This window comes from Pseudomonas sp. 18.1.10, from assembly GCF_024655625.1.
GTDB lineage: Bacteria > Pseudomonadota > Gammaproteobacteria > Pseudomonadales > Pseudomonadaceae > Aquipseudomonas.
In genome coordinates this window covers 1-17,408 of record NZ_JANLGL010000131.1, presented here as the reverse complement: position 1 = coordinate 17,408, position 17,408 = coordinate 1, and the positions used below count along the sequence as shown (strand labels likewise).

At 61.2% G+C, this 17,408-nt stretch carries 18 protein-coding genes; 9 read left to right on the top strand and 9 right to left on the bottom strand.

Features of this window, described 5'->3' with window-relative positions; genetic code table 11:
* Nucleotides 1-78: 78 nt before the first annotated feature.
* A complete protein-coding gene (locus tag NUV89_RS20170; protein ID WP_257782688.1) occupies nt 79-969 on the bottom strand; it encodes a triacylglycerol lipase in 891 nt (296 codons plus the stop codon).
* A 176-nt stretch (nt 970-1,145) separates the two neighbouring features.
* On the opposite strand from NUV89_RS20170, the gene NUV89_RS20165 reads away from it, so the two are divergent.
* Both NUV89_RS20165 and NUV89_RS20160 read left to right on the top strand, forming a co-directional pair.
* Nucleotides 1,146-1,676, top strand: a complete 531-nt coding sequence (locus NUV89_RS20165; RefSeq protein WP_257782687.1) for a bacterioferritin — start codon at nt 1,146-1,148, stop codon at nt 1,674-1,676.
* Between the two features lie 225 nt (nt 1,677-1,901).
* Nucleotides 1,902-2,612, top strand: coding sequence for a hypothetical protein (locus NUV89_RS20160; RefSeq protein WP_257782686.1), 711 nt, complete (start codon nt 1,902-1,904; stop codon nt 2,610-2,612).
* On the opposite strand, the gene NUV89_RS20155 is transcribed toward NUV89_RS20160, so the two are convergent.
* Entirely contained in the window at nt 2,609-4,678 is a 2,070-nt protein-coding gene (locus NUV89_RS20155) for an AsmA family protein (protein WP_257782685.1), read from the bottom strand. The genes NUV89_RS20160 and NUV89_RS20155 overlap by 4 nt on opposite strands.
* 359 nt (nt 4,679-5,037) lie before the next feature.
* On the opposite strand from NUV89_RS20155, the gene NUV89_RS20150 reads away from it, so the two are divergent.
* Nucleotides 5,038-5,448, top strand: a complete 411-nt coding sequence (locus NUV89_RS20150; protein WP_017737498.1) for a hypothetical protein — start codon at nt 5,038-5,040, stop codon at nt 5,446-5,448.
* 151 nt (nt 5,449-5,599) lie between these two features.
* Nucleotides 5,600-6,232, top strand: coding sequence for a TetR family transcriptional regulator (locus tag NUV89_RS20145; protein WP_017737497.1), 633 nt, complete (start codon nt 5,600-5,602; stop codon nt 6,230-6,232).
* A 5-nt stretch (nt 6,233-6,237) separates the two neighbouring features.
* Here NUV89_RS20145 and NUV89_RS20140 read toward each other — a convergent pair whose 3' ends face one another.
* A complete protein-coding gene (locus tag NUV89_RS20140; RefSeq protein WP_257782684.1) occupies nt 6,238-6,723 on the bottom strand; it encodes a C40 family peptidase in 486 nt (161 codons plus the stop codon).
* 278 nt (nt 6,724-7,001) lie between these two features.
* Here NUV89_RS20140 and ureE point away from each other — a divergent pair, with 278 nt between their 5' ends.
* The 5 genes from ureE to NUV89_RS20115 all read left to right on the top strand — a co-directional run bounded on the left by ureE (nt 7,002) and on the right by NUV89_RS20115 (nt 10,677).
* On the top strand, nt 7,002-7,502 hold the full coding sequence (gene ureE, locus NUV89_RS20135) for an urease accessory protein UreE (RefSeq protein ID WP_257782683.1): 501 nt from the start codon (nt 7,002-7,004) through the stop codon (nt 7,500-7,502).
* Nucleotides 7,499-8,173, top strand: coding sequence for an urease accessory protein UreF (locus tag NUV89_RS20130; RefSeq protein WP_257782682.1), 675 nt, complete (start codon nt 7,499-7,501; stop codon nt 8,171-8,173). The genes ureE and NUV89_RS20130 overlap by 4 nt, the downstream gene beginning before the upstream one ends.
* An 11-nt stretch (nt 8,174-8,184) precedes the next feature.
* Entirely contained in the window at nt 8,185-8,799 is a 615-nt protein-coding gene (gene ureG / locus NUV89_RS20125; RefSeq protein WP_257782681.1) for an urease accessory protein UreG, read from the top strand.
* A 22-nt stretch (nt 8,800-8,821) separates the two neighbouring features.
* Complete coding sequence (locus NUV89_RS20120; RefSeq protein WP_207046581.1) at nt 8,822-9,394, top strand: HupE/UreJ family protein; 573 nt, start codon at nt 8,822-8,824, stop codon at nt 9,392-9,394.
* A gap of 173 nt (nt 9,395-9,567) precedes the next feature.
* The gene (locus NUV89_RS20115; protein ID WP_257782680.1) at nt 9,568-10,677 is read left to right on the top strand and encodes an AGE family epimerase/isomerase; all 1,110 of its coding nucleotides are present in this window, start codon (nt 9,568-9,570) and stop codon (nt 10,675-10,677) included.
* A gap of 119 nt (nt 10,678-10,796) precedes the next feature.
* On the opposite strand, the gene NUV89_RS20110 is transcribed toward NUV89_RS20115, so the two are convergent.
* The 6 genes from NUV89_RS20110 to NUV89_RS20085 all read right to left on the bottom strand — a co-directional run bounded on the left by NUV89_RS20110 (nt 10,797) and on the right by NUV89_RS20085 (nt 17,263).
* Nucleotides 10,797-11,702, bottom strand: a complete 906-nt coding sequence (locus tag NUV89_RS20110; RefSeq protein ID WP_257782679.1) for a cation diffusion facilitator family transporter — start codon at nt 11,700-11,702, stop codon at nt 10,797-10,799.
* A gap of 197 nt (nt 11,703-11,899) precedes the next feature.
* Complete coding sequence (locus tag NUV89_RS20105) at nt 11,900-12,664, bottom strand: SDR family oxidoreductase (RefSeq protein ID WP_257782678.1); 765 nt, start codon at nt 12,662-12,664, stop codon at nt 11,900-11,902.
* 819 nt (nt 12,665-13,483) lie between these two features.
* A complete protein-coding gene (locus tag NUV89_RS20100) occupies nt 13,484-14,200 on the bottom strand; it encodes an ABC transporter ATP-binding protein (RefSeq protein WP_124525578.1) in 717 nt (238 codons plus the stop codon).
* Nucleotides 14,197-15,072 carry an ABC transporter ATP-binding protein gene (locus tag NUV89_RS20095; RefSeq protein ID WP_017737488.1) on the bottom strand — a complete coding sequence of 292 codons (876 nt, stop codon included), beginning with the start codon at nt 15,070-15,072 and terminating at the stop codon, nt 14,197-14,199. The genes NUV89_RS20100 and NUV89_RS20095 overlap by 4 nt, the downstream gene beginning before the upstream one ends.
* Nucleotides 15,069-16,346 carry a high-affinity branched-chain amino acid ABC transporter permease LivM gene (gene livM / locus NUV89_RS20090; protein WP_257782677.1) on the bottom strand — a complete coding sequence of 426 codons (1,278 nt, stop codon included), beginning with the start codon at nt 16,344-16,346 and terminating at the stop codon, nt 15,069-15,071. The genes NUV89_RS20095 and livM overlap by 4 nt, the downstream gene beginning before the upstream one ends.
* A gap of 2 nt (nt 16,347-16,348) precedes the next feature.
* The gene (locus NUV89_RS20085) at nt 16,349-17,263 is read right to left on the bottom strand and encodes a branched-chain amino acid ABC transporter permease (protein WP_017737486.1); all 915 of its coding nucleotides are present in this window, start codon (nt 17,261-17,263) and stop codon (nt 16,349-16,351) included.
* Between the last annotated feature and the right edge of the window lie 145 nt (nt 17,264-17,408).

The following is a 17,408-nucleotide window of genomic DNA, read 5'->3' as shown; positions in this document are numbered from 1 at the left end:
ACAGCGCGAATGCGGTGCGTCAGTAACAGATGAGCTGGCTGCTCCACCGCTTTCGCGAGCAAGCCCGCTCCCACACTGCTACACCCCGGCAGCCTTCAGCCTCCGAGCATGCTCCACAAACAACCGGATCGGCTCCGCGCCCTTCCCCACCAACCCCATGGACTGGTTGACGATATCGAAGTGGTCCAGGGGAAAGTCATCACCAATCACCACCCCCAGGTGTGAACTGTAGCGCCCGACCATGCCATCACACTGGCCCTTCTCCCGCACAAAGCTGCGGGCGAACAGGCGACAGCTGCGATTGGTGCCGTCGAGCAGGTTGCGGCCACGGTCGGTGATGCCCGGCTGCAAAGTCCCGGACCACGAGTAATAACGCACGCCATTGACCTCTTCGGCGCCCTGCCCGCCCCAGGTGTCGGGCAAGCCTTGCGGGTACTGGCGATTGAACAACGCCACCCCGGCACTGGTCAGCGAATGGTGGGACGCCTGCAAGTCCGCCTTGAAACGCGGCCCGCGATAGCCGGTTTCCAGCACGCCCATTACCCAGGCGACCCCATGGAACAGCGCGCTCATGAGTCGTCCCTTCACGCCATCGATGGGGTAATGGAGGTGGATATGGTCCGCCAACTCCGAACCATGATTGGGCCCAGCCACCGACGTCACCGACGCCACCCACTCTGGGCGCTTGGCCGCCGCGTAACGTGCGGTCAACGAACCCTGGCTGTGGCCGATCAGGTTGACCTTGTCGGCGCCGGTCTCCCGGCGAATCTGCTCGATCTGCGCCAGCAACTGCTCGCCGCGCACCTCGCTGGAATCCAGCGGTGCGACCTGCACGGGCAACACCTGCGCCCCGCCCGCCCGTAGCGCCGGGACGATGCCGTACCAATAGGGAAAAAACCCCAAACGTACAAAACCGAGCATGCCGGGTACCAGCACCAGGGGGTAACGCGTGGCTAACGACTGCGGCATGGGGCGAACGTCCTCGAAACGGCTGACCTGAGCGCAAGCCTAGCCCAACCTCAAGTCGGGCTGATGACGCCGCAGGTAAATCCGATAAAACTTTTTGCGCCGCCCGGGACTCACAACTTTGAGCGATCACGCCAGCAGAGCGTGGCGCAAAACCGGATTAGCACCAGGAGATTGAGATGACTGAAGCACACCTGACTGACGTTGCCACTCTGCGCAGCCGCGCCCGCCAAAATGTCGAAAACGGCGCGGTCACTGAAGGCTACGACGCCGACCGTGAAGAAATCATCCGCTTGCTCAACGCCTCGCTGGCCACGGAACTGGTCTGCGTGCTGCGCTACAAGCGCCACTACTTCATGGCCAGCGGCCTCAAGGCATCCGTCGCCGCTGACGAGTTCCTGGAGCATGCCACCCAAGAGGCCGAACACGCCGACAAACTCGCCGAGCGCATTGTGCAACTGGGCGGCGAGCCAGAGTTCAACCCGGACCTGCTGTCGAAGAATTCCCACGCGCAGTACGTGGCGGGCAAGAACTTGAAGGAAATGGTCTACGAAGACCTGGTGGCGGAGCGGATCGCGGTGGACAGCTATCGCGAGATCATCCAGTACATCGGCGATAAAGACCCGACCACGCGCCGGATCTTCGAAGACATCCTGGCCCAGGAAGAAGAACACGCCGACGACATGGCGGACATTCTGCAAGGTCTCTAATCAACAACACCTGACAGTGTGGGAGCTGGCTTGCCTGCGATTGCGGTGGATCAGTCGATATCTTCGGTGACTGACCCACCGCAATCGCGGGCAAGCCCGCTCCCACATTTTCGACCGTTTCACCTGTTAGTTTTGACAGTAGATTCCCTACCGCAAAAGGGCTAATCAGTATTCCCAACATTCGCCATCAATACCGTTGGCCGAACGAATGTGGGGTAACCGCTTATGAAGAGTATCCGGTTCGTTGCAACGGCCTTGGCCACGCTACTGATAAGCCACGGTGCCCAGGCCCTGGATGCCAACGAAGAAATCACCCCTAGCAGCGAGGGGTTCAAATACTGGGTCTACGCAGTGACCTGGCAGCCAAGTTTTTGCGAGTTGAAACCCGAAACGACAGGCTGCGATAAACCGCCGCAAAAGTTTCTCACGCACGGCGTATGGCCCTACAACGACAGCATGGGGCAGAAAACCAACCGTCACCCCGCCTCTTGCAACACCGCCCCCAGTTGCCAATCAACCACTGCCTGCGATATCAGCGACGACAAGCTAGAACAGATTGCCAACACCCCCGCCATCGCTCAGCTAGTCACTGTAGCCCCGCAAGGGATGTTCAGATATGAATGGAAAAAACACGGAACCTGCTCAGGCCAAACAGAAAGTGACTATTTCAATGAAATCGTCAGACTACGCAAATCCGTGATGTACCTCGAGCCCATGTTCAATAAGTGGATCGGCAGCAGCGTGGCGTTCGCCCAGTTGAGGAACGCATTTCCCACCCATGCCTCCTTCCGTTGTTTCGTCCTGAACGGCAAGCAGTACCTGCATGAAGTCTTCTACTCAATCAATCAGGACGGCACCCCCTATAAAGGTAATCCTGCCCTTCAGATTGGTATCCCCTGCGCAAATCAGGAGACGTTCATTCCGGCTGGAATCTAACCCTTCACCGTTTTCGGCGCCTTGCCTTCCTTCATCTGTTGCAACAACGGTGCACACTGGTTCGGCACGTCCCCGCTCGGCGCAATCAGCGCCAGCAGGCCGGCTGCAGGGCCGACGATCACACCCAGCGCGACCATGCCCGCACCACGCAGCATCAGCGGCACCGCTTTCACCCCGGCGTTGGGCTTGATGAACGGGCCATTGACGTACAACGGCGAGCGCAGGGAGAACAGGCGGAAGCCTTTTGATTCCGGGGTGATGGTCAGGTCCAACTGCTCGGTGGCCATGTTCGCGGTGCCGTCGATGTAGATGATGGCGTTCTCGGTATCGAACACAAACAAGCGCGTCGTGGCCAGGCCAGTCTTGATGCCGAAGTCGGCGGCCGCGCAGTTGATCTTCACTTCCTTGTCGCCAAACAGGCGCCCCACCACGTAGTTGCCGACGTTGAGCCCGGCGATTTCCATCAGGCCACGGCTGATGGCGCCGTCGTTGATAAGCATCTTCAGGTCACCGTTGGAGCTGCCCAGCAGCGCCGCCACGGAGTTGCCGCGCCCGGCAATGTCGGCGTCGCCATTGAGTTCGCCGAAGCTGGTTTTCATCGGTTCGAAGGTTGGGAACAGTTGCTTGAGCTTGAAGTTGCGTGCGGTGAGCTTGGCGCGGCCTTCCATCGGCGTGATGCGGCCGTTCAGGCGGATCTGCGCGTCGAGCTTGCCGCCGGCCACGCCGAAGCGCAGGGGTTCGAGGCTCAGTTGGCCGTCGTTGAGCACCAGGTGGGTGTAGAGGTCGGTGAACGGCAGTTCGGCACTGTGCACGATACGTTTGCCGGTGAATTCCACGTCGGCGTCCATGTCGCGCCAGCGTTCGGTGCGGAACTCTTCCACCGGCAACACCTTGGTCGCCGGCTGTTTGCTTTCACCGCCACGGGCCTTTTGCTTGGCGTTGGAGTCGGCGCCGATCAAGGGCGCGAGGTCGGCCATCAACAGTTGGTTGGACACCAGCGCGCCGCTGAGCTTGGGCCGTGGCTGGCTGGCGACATAGGCGAGGTTGCCGTGGATGTCACTGTTGCCGATCTTGCCGTTGAAGTTCTCATACGTGAATGACGCGCCGCTGGCTTCGTGCAACTTGGCGATCAGGTGGCCGTCGGTGGAATAGGCCGGCGAGTCCGGCAGGGTCACGCCGGTCAGCGGGTACAGGTTGCCGAGGCTTGAGCCTGCGAGTTTCAGGCGCAGATCGAGGGCGCCGAGGTTGAGCGGGTCGGTCAGGGTGCCGGCCAGGGCGATGCTGGTATCGGCGATCTTGACCTGGGCTTGCAGCGGGAACGGCTTGGCCGCGTCCTGCAAGGCGAGCAGGCCGCCGATCTTGCCGCTGCCGTCGAGTTTCTGGCCGTGGTACTGGCCTTTGACCTTGAGGGCGAATGCATAGTCTTGCGGCGCCGCGCCTTTTTCCAGGGCTTTCTTGGCATCCGCGTCGCCGACGATTTCGCCGAACGGGATCGGTTTGCCCAGGGGGTCGACGATCACATCGAGCTGGGTCTTGAGGGTTTGGTCGTCGAGGGTCACATGGCCTTTGTCGAAGCCGATGGCACCGATGTCGACCACCCAGTTGGACGGTTCGGCATTCGGGTCCTTGGGGTCGAACTTGAAGGTCCAGTTGGCGCGGCCGTCGGCGAGGCGCTGCAACTCGGCGCTCGGTTCAGTCAAGTCGATACGCGGGATCACCACGCGCTGTACCAGCAATGCCAGGGGCGAGATGCGCAGCTCGACCTTCTTCAGGGTGACCATCTGCGGTTTTTTCGACCAGTCGGGGTTGCCCAGGCTCAGGTCCTCGGCGATCACATGGGGCCACGGCACCCAGGCACGCCAGCCACCTTCATCGGGCTCACGCGCCCACACCACGGCCAGGTTGCCGTTGATGGCAAACGGGCGATGCAACTCTTCGGAGACCTTGGCATTGATCTGCGGCTTGATGCGGTTCCAGTCGAAGAACGCCAGCAGCAACACCACCACGGCGATTAATAGAACGAAGCTGGCACAGCTCCAAGCGACGATTTTGCGCGTGCGCGTCATTGCACAGGACTCCTGAATACGACCGGCCAGGTAACAGCCTTTTAAGACAGCTTATAGGACTACGACTGGCAAACCGCGCGGGGGTTTAACCCAATCCGTTATTTGCCGGGAAAAACCAGGTTTTCTGACCGTATCGACAGATTCTCCTTACGACAGCGCACCAATGTTACCCATGGACGTGTCGAAAATACCCACCCCGGTGCAAAACCGCGGGCTTGAGAGGTGCGAGTTAGAGCCTCCGCCGGGAACAATCAATTCTGTTGATTATTACCATTGTGTTTATGAACTTTTATATCGACTTATCGAGAGTAGCATTAGCCCTGTACCCACTTTATCGCCCTCCCAAGGAGCAACCCATCATGAAACGCCAAGTACTCGCTACCGTCCTGTTGTCCGTCCTGGCTTCCAGCGCTTTTGCCCTGCCAGCTGCCGAACAAGCGACCCCACAGAACAAGGCTCAAGCCGTGCAGTCCAGCCAGACCCTGGCACGCAGCGGTTCGCAAGAAGAAGAAAACCGTGATTACGCCAAAGGCGCTGTCGCTGAAAACGGCCGCAACCGCCTGGAAGAGAAAGGCCTGGTTGAAGGCGGTGCTGAACAAGCCAACAAACGCGCCTACACCGAAGGTGTTGCTGAAGGTGGCCGTGATCGCCTGGAACAGAAAGGCCTGGTCGAAGGCGGCGCTGAACAGGCCAACAAACGCGCTTACACCGAAGGTGTTGCTGAAGGCGGCGCTGATCGCCTGAAAGAACTGCACGAAGCCCAGAGCTAAGCCTGTGGTGGCCCATAAAAAAGCCCGATCCGTCGATCGGGCTTTTGCTTTGCTGTAGACCGCGTCACGCCCCACCCCGCGCAAGTTCGACGCCGATGAAGGGGTTTTGCTAGAGTGCGTCGCTGAACTTGCCGACAAAGCCCGCCCGCCCATGCTGCCCCGCGCCGAACAGAAGCAACAGACCCGCCTCGCCCTGATGGACGCAGCCCGCCATCTGATGGAGTGTGGCCGTGGGTTTGGCAGCCTGAGCCTGCGCGAAGTGGCCAAGACGGCCGGCATTGTGCCCACCGGTTTCTATCGCCACTTTGCCGACATGGACCAGCTTGGACTCGTCCTGGTCAGCGAGGTCGGCCAGACCTTCCGCGCCACCATTCGCCTGGTGCGCCACAACGAATTCGTGATGGGCGGCATTATTGATGCCTCCGTGCGCATCTTTCTCGATGTGGTGTCGGCCAACCGTTCGCAGTTCCTGTTCCTCGCCCGCGAGCAATACGGCGGCTGCCTGGCCGTGCGCCAAGCCATCGGCGCCTTGCGCGAAGACATCACCCGCGACCTCGCGGCCGACCTCACGCTGATGCCCAAGCTGCAACACCTGGACGGCGAAGGTTTGCATGTGATGGCCGACCTGATCGTCAAAAGTGTGTTCGCCACCCTGCCCGACATCATCGACCCGCCCGCCCAGGCCCTGCCTGCGCACCTCACGCCCCAGGCAAAAATCACCCAGCAATTGCGCTTTATCTTTATCGGCCTCAAGCATTGGCAGGGTTTGGGCAGCACCGAATAAGCCGATCACCCCGCCGAGTGGAAACGCTTGGCCGTCGTGTAGTTTTTATTCCAATAGCTGTTGCTCAGCGAATCGATGCGGATGCTTTTGCCGGTGCGGGGCGAATGGATAAATTTGCCTTCGCCGATATAGAGCCCCACATGGCTGACCTGGCCGCTCCCATTGCCTTTGAAAAACACCGCATCACCGGGCTTCAGCGCGTGGCGCGGGATGGTCGCGGCGGTCGAGCGATGCATCGCCGCCGTGGTGCGCGGGATCTGGATATTCGCTTCGGTCTTGAACAGGTAGACCAGGAAGCTGCTGCAATCGAACCCTTGCTGTACCGAGGTGCCGCCGAATTTGTAGGGCGTGCCCAGCAGTTCATGGGCGCGGTCTACCACCCCGCTGATGGCCGTCGGGGCGAAGGTGGGACGGGGCTGCAAATTGGCCGAAGCCGATGAGATGGAGAAAGACAGTCCGATGATGACGAAACAAAAAAATGACTTGAGCATGATAAGCGTCGCGACAAATTAAACACGGCGCGAATCCTAAAGACTCAGCACGAAGCGCCATGAACGGCGAATCCCCAAGCCGTGTAGGACAAATCCCAAAAACGCCCCAACCATGTGCACGCACCCCCAATGAGCACCATTCTGACGCGGCGAGAGATTTTTCCTACGCCCTATTTAGTGGCGTCACAGCGCCTACTTACGGGCGATTCCTACTCAGCGCCGAGATTGGCAAGGCCCTTGCTCTAGCACTTGCATCGCTCATTGCTGGAAGCCTTCTGATGCTGGTGATCCACCGCCGAACCGCCCCCCAAGCCCTCTGGGCTGCCGAGCTGCTGCTGAATTTCGAAGCCCGCAGCAAAAGCCGCCTGCGCTGTTTCAGTGCCGACGGTGAAGATGTCGGCCTGTTCCTGGAGCGTGGCCAGCCACCCCTGCACGATGGCGAATTCCTACAAGCAGAAGACGGACGTGTCGTACGCGTCTGCGCCCGCCCTGAACAACTGCTGCACGTCACCTGCCCCAGCGCCTTTGAACTGACCCGTGCCGCCTATCACCTGGGCAATCGCCACGTCGCGCTGCAAGTGGGAGATGGCTGGCTGCGCCTGCTCGATGACTACGTGCTCAAGGCCATGCTCGATCAACTGGGCGCCACCACTGAAACCCTGGAAGCGCCGTTCCAGCCGGAACACGGCGCCTATGGCGGTGGCCATCACCATTCGCGCCATGGCGACGAAGATTTCAACTACCCGCCCAAGCTGCACCAGTTCGGCGTACGTCCATGAACCCAGCCTGGGCGCTGTTGCGTCTGGCCAGTCCGCAATTGCCGATTGGCGGCTACAGCTATTCCCAAGGCCTGGAAATGGCCGTGGAAAACGGCCGCGTCAGTGATGCCGCCAGTGCCCGCCGCTGGATCAGCGATCAGTTGTTGCTCAACCTCGCACGCTTTGAAGCACCGCTGTTGCTCGCCCATTGCCACGCCGCTGCGCAACAGGATTGGCCACAGCTGGCCAAGCTGTGTGAAGAGCACCGCGCCAGCCGTGAGACCCGCGAGCTGTATCAAGAGAGCCGGCAGATGGGCTACTCCCTGCAGCAGCTGCTCAATGGCTTGCCTGAATTGGACGCCGCCGCGCGCAGCTTTCTTGAACAACGCGGCGAACCCCACCTCGCCCTGGGCTGGGCACTGGCCGCCCGCGCCTGGACCATCAGCCCCGCCGACGCCCTCGCCGCCTGGCTGTGGAGCTGGCTGGAAAACCAGCTGGCCGTGCTGATGAAAACCCTGCCCCTGGGCCAGCAAGCCGCCCAGCGCCTGACCAGCGAGCTGCTGCCACTGCTGCAACAAGCCCAGCAGGACGCCGCGCGGATCGACCCCAACCATTTCGGCAGCGCCGCGTTCGGCCTGTCCCTGGCGTGCATGGCCCACGAGCGCCAGTACAGCCGCCTGTTCCGTTCCTAGGAGAACCACACATGAATACACAACCTTTGCGCGTCGGCATCGGCGGCCCAGTGGGCTCCGGCAAGACCGCGCTGACCCTGGCCCTGTGCCTCGCCCTGCGCGAGCGCTACAACCTGGCCGTGGTCACCAACGACATCTACACCCGCGAAGACGCCGACTTCCTGGTGCGCAACCAGGCGCTGGCACCCGAGCGCATCATCGGCGTGGAAACCGGTGGCTGCCCGCACACGGCGATCCGCGAAGACGCGTCGATCAACCTTGAAGCGGTGGACCAGCTCAACCGCCGCTTCCCCGGCCTGGACCTGATCCTGGTGGAGTCCGGTGGCGACAACCTCTCGGCGACGTTCAGCCCGGAGCTGTCGGACCTGACCATCTATGTGATTGATGTCTCCGCCGGCGACAAGCTGCCGCGCAAGGGCGGGCCGGGCATTTGCAAGTCCGACCTGCTGGTCATCAACAAGATCGACCTGGCGCCGCTGGTCGGCGCCTCGCTGGAATTGATGAACAGCGACACCACCCGCATGCGCAACGGCAAACCCTTTGTGTTCAGCAACCAGAAAACCGGGGTTGGCCTGGAAGAAATCGTCGCCTTTATCGAACGCCAAGGCCTGCTGACCGCCGCCTGATAAACCCATAAGGAACCTGTCCATGAGCCTCAAGAAACTCTTCACTGCCGCCGCGTTGCTGCTGGCCCCGGCCCTCGCGTTCGCCCACCCGGGCCATGGTGATAACGGCTTGATCGCCGGGATCAGCCACCCGCTGGGCGGTATCGATCATTTGCTGGCGATGGTTGCAGTCGGCTTGTGGGCCGCGCAACAGAAAGGCGCGGCCCGCTGGGCGCTGCCGTGCACGTTTGTCGGCACCATGTTGATCGGTGGCGTGCTGGGCTTTGAAGGGATGCAATTGCCGGCGATGGAAAGCGGGATAGCCGCGTCGGTGCTGGCGCTGGGCCTGGCGGTGGCGCTGGCGGTGCGGCCGCCGTTGTTTGTGGCGGTCGGGGCGACGGCGTTGTTCGCTTTGTTCCATGGCGTGGCTCATGGGCTTGAGCTGCCGGACATGTCCAGCCCGTGGGCGTATGCGGCCGGTTTTGTCGGGGCGACGGCGGTGTTGCACGCGGCCGGGTATGCGGTGGTGCGTTTCCTGCCGGCTGCGGCGGCGCCGTTGGTGCGGATTGCCGGGGCGGCTTCGGCGGCGACTGGGGTTTGGTTGCTCGCGGGCTGAGCTTTGTTGCGTGTGTGCGGGCCTCATCGCAGGCAAGCCAGCTCCCACATTTTGATCTGCGACCCCAATCAAATGTGGGAGCTGGCTTGCCTGCGATAGCGGTCCCACAGACACCACAGAACCCAAGCCTGCTACCATGCGCGCCTACACCCCTGCCGTGACGACGCCAGCCAATGCCCACCGCTCCAAGCTCCACCCTGAACGCCGTGCTCACGCACTTCCACACCCTGATCGTGCCGCTCTGGCAGGGCCCTGGCTGGAATGCCGACCTCGCGTTGCCCTATGAAGCGCTGGACGCCAATCACCATCCGTTACCTGCGCAACGCTACCGCGCCATGGCCTGTGCCCGGCAGTTGTACCTGTTCGCCAGCCTGATCGGCGAACCCAGCGCGGCGTTTGCCGAAGAGCGCGCGGCGGCGTTGTTCCGGTCCCTGCAACGGCACTTCCACGATGCCGAGCACGGCGGCTGGTTCTACAGCATCGACCCGGCCGGCCAGCCGCTGGACAAGCGCAAAGACCTCTATACCCACGCCTTCATCATCTTCGCCTGCGCCCACTACTGGGCCAAGGTGCGCGAGCCGTTGGTGGAGTCGGTGCTCAACGCCGCCCTGGCCGTGGTCGCCCAACGCTTTGCCACAGGCGACGGCCTGTACGAAGCCGTGCTGGAACGCAACTGGTCGTCCCTCAAGTCCGGCCCGCTGCAAAACCCGCTGATGCACCTGGCCGAAGGCTTCCTGGCCACCCTCGCCGTGCGTGAAGACGCCGACGTACAAGCGGCACTGCTAGGCTTGGCGACGGCCATGCAGCAGCGCTTCATCGACCGCCAGCATGGCGTAATGATGGAAAAACCGCTGGGTGCTGTGGATAACTGGTTTGAGCCGGGGCACCAGTTCGAGTGGTTCTTTTTGCTGGAATCTTCCGACGTCCTACGCGGCACGCCGTTACACGCCTCGTTGACGCGGGCCTTTGCCTACGCCGAACAAAAGGGTGTGGATAAGTTGAGCGGCGCGGTCAGCGGCATGTTGGCACTGGATGGCAGCGTGCGTGATGGCACCCAGCGCATCTGGGCCCAGGCGGAATACCTGCGGGCGCTGACCTTGCGGCCGGGCAGCGATGCGGTGTTGCAGCTCCCGTTGCTGGCGCTGCAACAGCACTTTCTGCATGACAAAGGCTGGAATGAATGCCTGGATGCCCAGGGTGTGGTGAGTCGGTGGGATATGCCGTCGACTACGCCTTATCACTTGGCGACTTGCTATCAGGGGCTGGTCCAGCATCTGGGCTGACCTTTGGGGCCTCTTCGCGAGCAAGCCCGCTCCCACAGTTGACCGCGCCCTACCTTTGGAATGCGGTCGAATGTGGGAGCGGGCTTGCTCGCGAATGCCTCACCTCGGTCTAACAGACCTCACGCAATCCACTTGCGATCCCCCGTAAAACTGATGGTCAACCACCGCGCCGCATCCGCTTTGCCCAGCCCTGTGGATATCTCTTCGCGCAGCCCGTCGAGGGTCGCGACGTTATCCACCGGGTAATCCGCCGGCAACACCACATGAATCTCGATAAACCGCGCCCGCCCGTGTTTTTGCACGTAGGACACGTAGTCATCGAAACCGTGTTTGGCCTGGGCCGCGTCCATCACTTCACGCACCTTGTCGTCCAACTGGTCCGGGGCAATCCCCAGCACCTCGCGCAACGCCGGGCGCAGGATCTTGAACGCCGGTGCGAGCATGCTCAGGGCCAGCAGGATCAGGATCAATGGGTCGACGTACACCGCCCACTCGCCATAGCCCTGGGACTTGAGCAACAGCGCGGCGAGAAAGCTGATAAGCAAACCAATCGACAGCATGGCGTCCACCAGCCAGCTGATGTTGTCGAACTGGATCAGCGAGGACTTGAGCGTGCGATTGCGATAACGCACGTAGAAGAAGTAGGCAAATTCGACGACGGTAAACACCGCCGCATAAACGATCACCAGCCCCAACTCGATCTCGCGCCCGCCATTGATAATGCCGAACACGCCGTTGAGGAACGCATAGATGGCGATCAGCAACAGGAAGCTGCCTTCGATCAACAGCACCATGGGCTCCAGGTGCCAGTAGCCGAACTGGAAGCGTTCGTTGCTTTTCTTGGCGATCAGCTTGGCCGTGATCAGCATCAACACCTTGATGGCGGTGGCGATCAGCGAGAAAAAGCCGTCGAACAGAATGGATTGGGCGCCGGATATCACACCCGTGACAATCCCGGCGATCGCGACGGCGAACATCAGGATGGTCGATTGTTTGAGCAGTGCCTGCTCACCTCGGTTACTCACATTTCCTCCTGTCAAAACCTTGAAACCGCTGGGTGCGGTGGGGTTCTCAGGAGGGGAGTGTACCTTATGGCCTGTTTTGGCTGATTTGACGCCTTCGCGGGCAAGCCCGCTCCCACACTTGACCGCATTCCAAGGATGTACTCGGTCAAAATGTGGGAGCGGGCTTGCTCGCGAAGCAGGCGGCGCGGTCTAAAGCCTTACTTGGCCCCACGCTCAATGGCAAACCCCGCCCAGGTCTGGCTCACCGGCATCAATTCCAGGCGGTTGATGTTCACGTGCGCCGGGGTGTTCATGACCCAGAAGATCGTGTCGGCAATGTCCTGCGGCTGGATCGGCTCGGCGCCAGCATAGGTCGCGTCATAACGCGCCCGGTCGCCGCCAAAGCGCACCAGCGAGAACTCGCTCTCGCACAGGCCCGGCTCGATGTTGGTCACCCGTACGCCGGTGCCTTGCAGGTCGCAGCGCAGGTTCAGCGAGAACTGCTTCACGAACGCCTTGGAACCGCCATACACATGGCTGCCCGGGTACGGATAGTTGCCGGCGATGGAACCGAGGTTGATGATCCCGGCGCCACGGCCGTGGGCGATCAGGCGCGGCAGCAGCAGGCTGGTGGTGGTCAGCAGGCCCTTGATGTTGGTATCGACCATGGTTTCCCAATCGTCGAGGCTGCACTTGGGTGCTGGGTCGGTACCGACGGCCAGGCCCGCGTTGTTGATCAGCCCGCGCAGCTTGGCGAACGCTGGCGGCAGGTTGGCGATTGCGTCTTCCATGCCCTTGCGATCACGCACGTCCACCACCAGGCCGTGTACCTCGGTCTGCTGGGAAAGCTCTTCGACCAGCGCATTCAAGCGCTCGGCACGACGACCGGTGAGCACCAGTTTCCAGCCGGCTTCGGCAAAACGACGGGCGCAGGCTTCGCCGAAACCTGAGGTTGCGCCAGTAATAAACAGCGTGTTGGACATGGTGTTCTCCTTGCGGGCATCGGGAAAAAATCAGCCAGCAGAATGCCCGTACGACGCGGTTGCGGCAACCGCTACGCGCAGAACTTCATGCATGACTGGTCAGTTTTTAACCATATCGATACAAGCCTTGCGGGCCGTGGCTTGTAGCCATGTGCGCGCAGGTTATCCACAACTGCGCCCACAGTCTTTGGGGGCAAGTGCAAAATACCCCAGGCCGCTGTATGCGGGGCTTACAGACGGTTTTGGAAAGTTTTTTGCTTGACCTTGGCGGGGCCGTATGTAGGCCCATCGATGGGGAGAAAATTCCAACGATGGCTCCAGGCCAGTCATTCCGGCCTCTGCGGAAGTCTTTCCAGAGTTTAGTCACAGACTTATCCACAGGCTGATCGGACATAAATCGGTCATATACCTGTGTCTTTAAACAGGTTGACAAACCCCTTGGGCAGTCGCAAAAAAGCCACTGATCAAAAAACGTACACCACGCTGCAAGCCACGCCGTTCGAGGCTTTCAGCCAAGTACTACCACGTTACCCACAGCCGGTTCCACAGTGGATGGGGACAAGTCAAAACTGTGACAAAACAGGGATTTGCGGCGGCTATATGTCGCGCTTTGGAGGGTGGCTGGATTTGTTTTCCACAATTTGGTATCGGCCTTATGAACACCGCAAAACAAATGTGGGAGCTGCTCTTTGTGGGAGCTGGCTTGCCTGCGATAGCATCGCCTCGGTTTGTCAGATAGACCGAGGTGTCTGCATCGCAGGCAAGCCAGCTCCCACACAAAGCCAGCTCCCACAGGGGGGGGTTGCGTCAAGCTTTAGATCAGTGCCCGCCGAGGTAGGCGTTGCGCACTTCCTCGTTCACCAACAGCTCTTTACCGGTGCCGGTGAGACGAATCTCGCCGTTGACCATCACATACGCTCGGTCCGACAAGCGCAGCGCATGGTTGGCGTTCTGCTCCACCAAGAAGATGGTCATCCCGGTCGACGCCAGCTCGCGCAAGGTCGAGAAGATCTGCTTCACCACAATCGGCGCCAGGCCCAGGCTCGGTTCGTCCAGCAGCAACAGCTTGGGCCGGCTCATCAGTGCGCGGGCGATGGCGAGCATTTGCTGCTCGCCACCGGACATGGTCATGGCCCGCTGGTTGCGCCGCTCCTTGAGCCGTGGGAACAGCTCGAACATGCGCTGCATGTCCTGGCTGGCGAACTTGTCACCGATGGGGATGGTGCCCATCAGCAGGTTTTCCTCGACGGTCATGTCGGGGAACACCCGCCGCCCTTCCGGCGACTGCGCGATGCCGTTGGAGGCGATGTAGTGGGACGACTTGTGGGTAATGTCGACGCCGTTGTACAGGATCTGCCCCGACTCGGCCCGTGGCTGGCCGAAGATCGACATCAGCAGCGTGGATTTGCCCGCGCCGTTGGAGCCGATCAGGCTGACGGTTTCGCCTTCGTTGATGTGCAGCGAGACTTTTTTCAGGGCCTGGATCGGGCCGTAGAACACGTCCAGGTCCTTCATTTCGAGGATAGGTGCACTCATACCAGCTCCTCTTCGTCGGCGCCGAGGTAGGCGGCAATCACTTTCGGGTCGTTGCGGATCGCCTCCGGGCCGCCTTCGGCGATCACGTTGCCGTGGTCGAGCACCACGATGTGGTCGGAAATACTCATCACCATGCCCATGTCGTGTTCAATCAGCACCACCGTCAGGTCGTGTTCGTCGCGCAACAGGCGAATCATCGCGCTGAGGGCTTCGGTTTCCTGGGGGTTGAGGCCCGCTGCCGGTTCGTCCAGGCAGATGATCTGCGGCCGCGTGCACATGGCCCGGGCGATTTCCAGGCGGCGCTGCTGGCCGTAGGAGAGTTCGCCCGCCAGGCGGTTGGCGCAGTCCACCAGGTCCACCACTTCCAGCCAGTAGAAGGCATGGTCGAGGGCGTCGCTTTCGGCCTTGCGGTAGCCCTTGGTGTTGAGGATGCCCGCCAGCATGTTGCGGTTGACCCACATGTGCTGGGCCACCAGCAGGTTCTCCACCACCGACATTTCCTTGAACAGGCGAATGTTCTGGAAGGTCCGGGCCAAACCGGCGCGGTTCACCAAATGGGTGCCGCCGAACATCTTGTAGTACACCCGGCTGAGGAAGCTTTTCGGCGAGACAAAGTCGGTGGGCTGGAAGCGCTCGCCGAGTAGTTGGATCACGTCGGTCTGCTTGCCGCGCACGTTGAGGTTGATCTTGCCGCCGCTGGCTTTGTAGAAGCCGGTGAGGCAGTTGAACACCGTGGTCTTGCCGGCGCCGTTGGGGCCGATCAGGGCGAAGATCGAGTTGCGTTCGACCTTGAGGCTCACATCGCTCAAGGCCTTGATGCCCCCGAAGTGCATCATCAGGTGTTCCACGGAAAGGACGACTTCCTTGCTCATGGCGCCACTCCTTTACGTGGTGTCACACCGGTACGGCTGATGCGGATCAAGCCGCGCGGTCGCCAGATCATCATCACCACCATCAACACGCCAAACAGCAGTACGCGGTATTCAGAGAAGCTGCGCAGCAGCTCCGGCGCAACGGTCAACACGAACGCCGCGATCACCACGCCCACCGTCGAGCCCATGCCGCCCAGCACCACGATGGCGAGGATCAGCGCCGACTCGAAGAAGGTGAACGACGACGGGTTGACGAAGCCCTGGTAGCTGGCAAAAAACACCCCGGCCAGGCCGGCGGTGGACGCGCCAATGGTGAACGCCGAGAGCTTGACCAGCACGTGGTTCAGGCCCATGGAACGGCAGGCGATCTCATCTTCGCGCAAGGCTTCCCAGGCGCGGCCGACGGGCATGCGGGTCAGGCGGTGCTTGATGTACAGCACCGCCAGCACCACCAGGAACAGCACGATGTAGATGAACATGAACTTGATGTTGGGGTTGTAATCGATGCCGAAGAACTCGTGGAACGGTATCCCGCCCTCCTTCGCCTTGCGCCCGAACTCCAGGCCGAGGAAGGTGGGCGATGGCACCGGCATGCCGTTCGGCCCGCCGGTAAACGACAGCCAGTTATTCAGCACCAGGCGGATGATTTCACCGAAGCCCAGGGTCACGATGGCCAGGTAGTCACCGTGCATTCGCAACACCGGGAAGCCGAGTATGCATCCCGCCAACGCCGCCGCGATGGCCGCCAAGGGCAGCACCGTCCAGAAGCCGAGGCCGAGGTATTGATAACCCAGGGCCAGGCCGTAGGCGCCGATGGCGTAGAACGCCACGTAGCCCAGGTCGAGCAGGCCGGCCAGGCCGACCACGATGTTCAGGCCCAGGCCCAGCAGCACGTAGATCAAGCCGAGGATGACCACGGTGAGCAGGTACTTGTTGGCGAAGATCGGGAACACGATGGCGATCACGATCAGTGCCGGGATGATCCAGCGCAGCCGCGACTTGTAGTCCGGCGCCAGCACATGCACACCGGAGCCGCTGCTTTCGAAGCCCTGCAGGATCTTCAGGCCCTTGGGGGTTTGCAGGAACAGGCTCAGGGCAAAGCGGCCGGCCATGACGATGGCGACCAGCGTGGCCACCCGGGCCGGTTCCAGGTTGAAGCTGTAGCCGTCGAGGACGACGCCGACGATCGGACCGAACACGACCAGGGAAATAAGCCCGGCGAGAATCGTATCGACCACACTTTTCTTGATATCGATGGGTTTGGCAGCAGACATGTTTACACCTTAGCCACGAGTGGGCGACCCAGCAGGCCCTGGGGACGGAAAATCAGAATCACCACCAGCAGGGAGAAACTGAACACGTCTTTGTAGTCAGAGTTGATCAACCCCGCGAACAGCGACTCGGAGATGCCGAGGATGATCCCGCCGAGCATCGCCCCAGGCAGGGAGCCAATGCCGCCGAGGACCGCCGCGGTAAACGCCTTGATGCCGATGATGAAGCCGGCATAGAAGTCGAAGGTGCCGTAGTTGAGGGTGATGAGCACACCGGCGAGGGCGGCCATGGCGGCACCGATGACAAACACGTAGGAGATCACGCGGTCAGTGTTGATGCCGAGGATGGAGGCCATCTTGCGGTCTTGCTGGGTGGCGCGGCACATGCGGCCGAGCTTGGTGTATTTGATGACGTAGGTCAGCAGGGCCATGCCTGCAAAGGCGGCGACCAGGATGAAGACCTTGGTGTACGTCAACTGCACGAAGCCGGTGCCGATATCGACACGCCAGGCCCCGGCCAGCAGGGTGGGAATGCCTTGTTGCTTGGCGCCCTGGGCGATCTGTGCGTAGTTCTGCAGGATCAGCGAGATGCCGATGGCGCTAATCAGCGGCGCGAGTCGAGTGGAGTTGCGCAGGGGTTTGTAGGCGACACGCTCGATGACCCAACCGTACACGCCGGTGACGACCACGGTGAAGATCAAGGTGCCGAGAATGAGCAGCGGGAAGGATTCGATGCCGAAGTAGGCAAGCAGGGCCAGGGTGATCGCCGCGAGGTAAGCGGAAATCATATAAACCTCGCCGTGGGCGAAGTTGATCATGCCGATGATGCCATAGACCATTGTGTAGCCGATGGCGATCAGGCCGTAGACCGACCCGAGGGTCAGGCCGTTGACCAGTTGCTGCAGGAAAATACCATCCATAACGCAATCTCACGCGGTGAGCACCTGCACACCTGTGGGTGTGCGGCGCTTCTGGAGGAAAAGACAGATCTCGATCACAACACAGTCCCCCTGTGGGAGCGGGCTTGCTCGCGAATGCGGTGTGTCAGAAACACATTCAGAGACT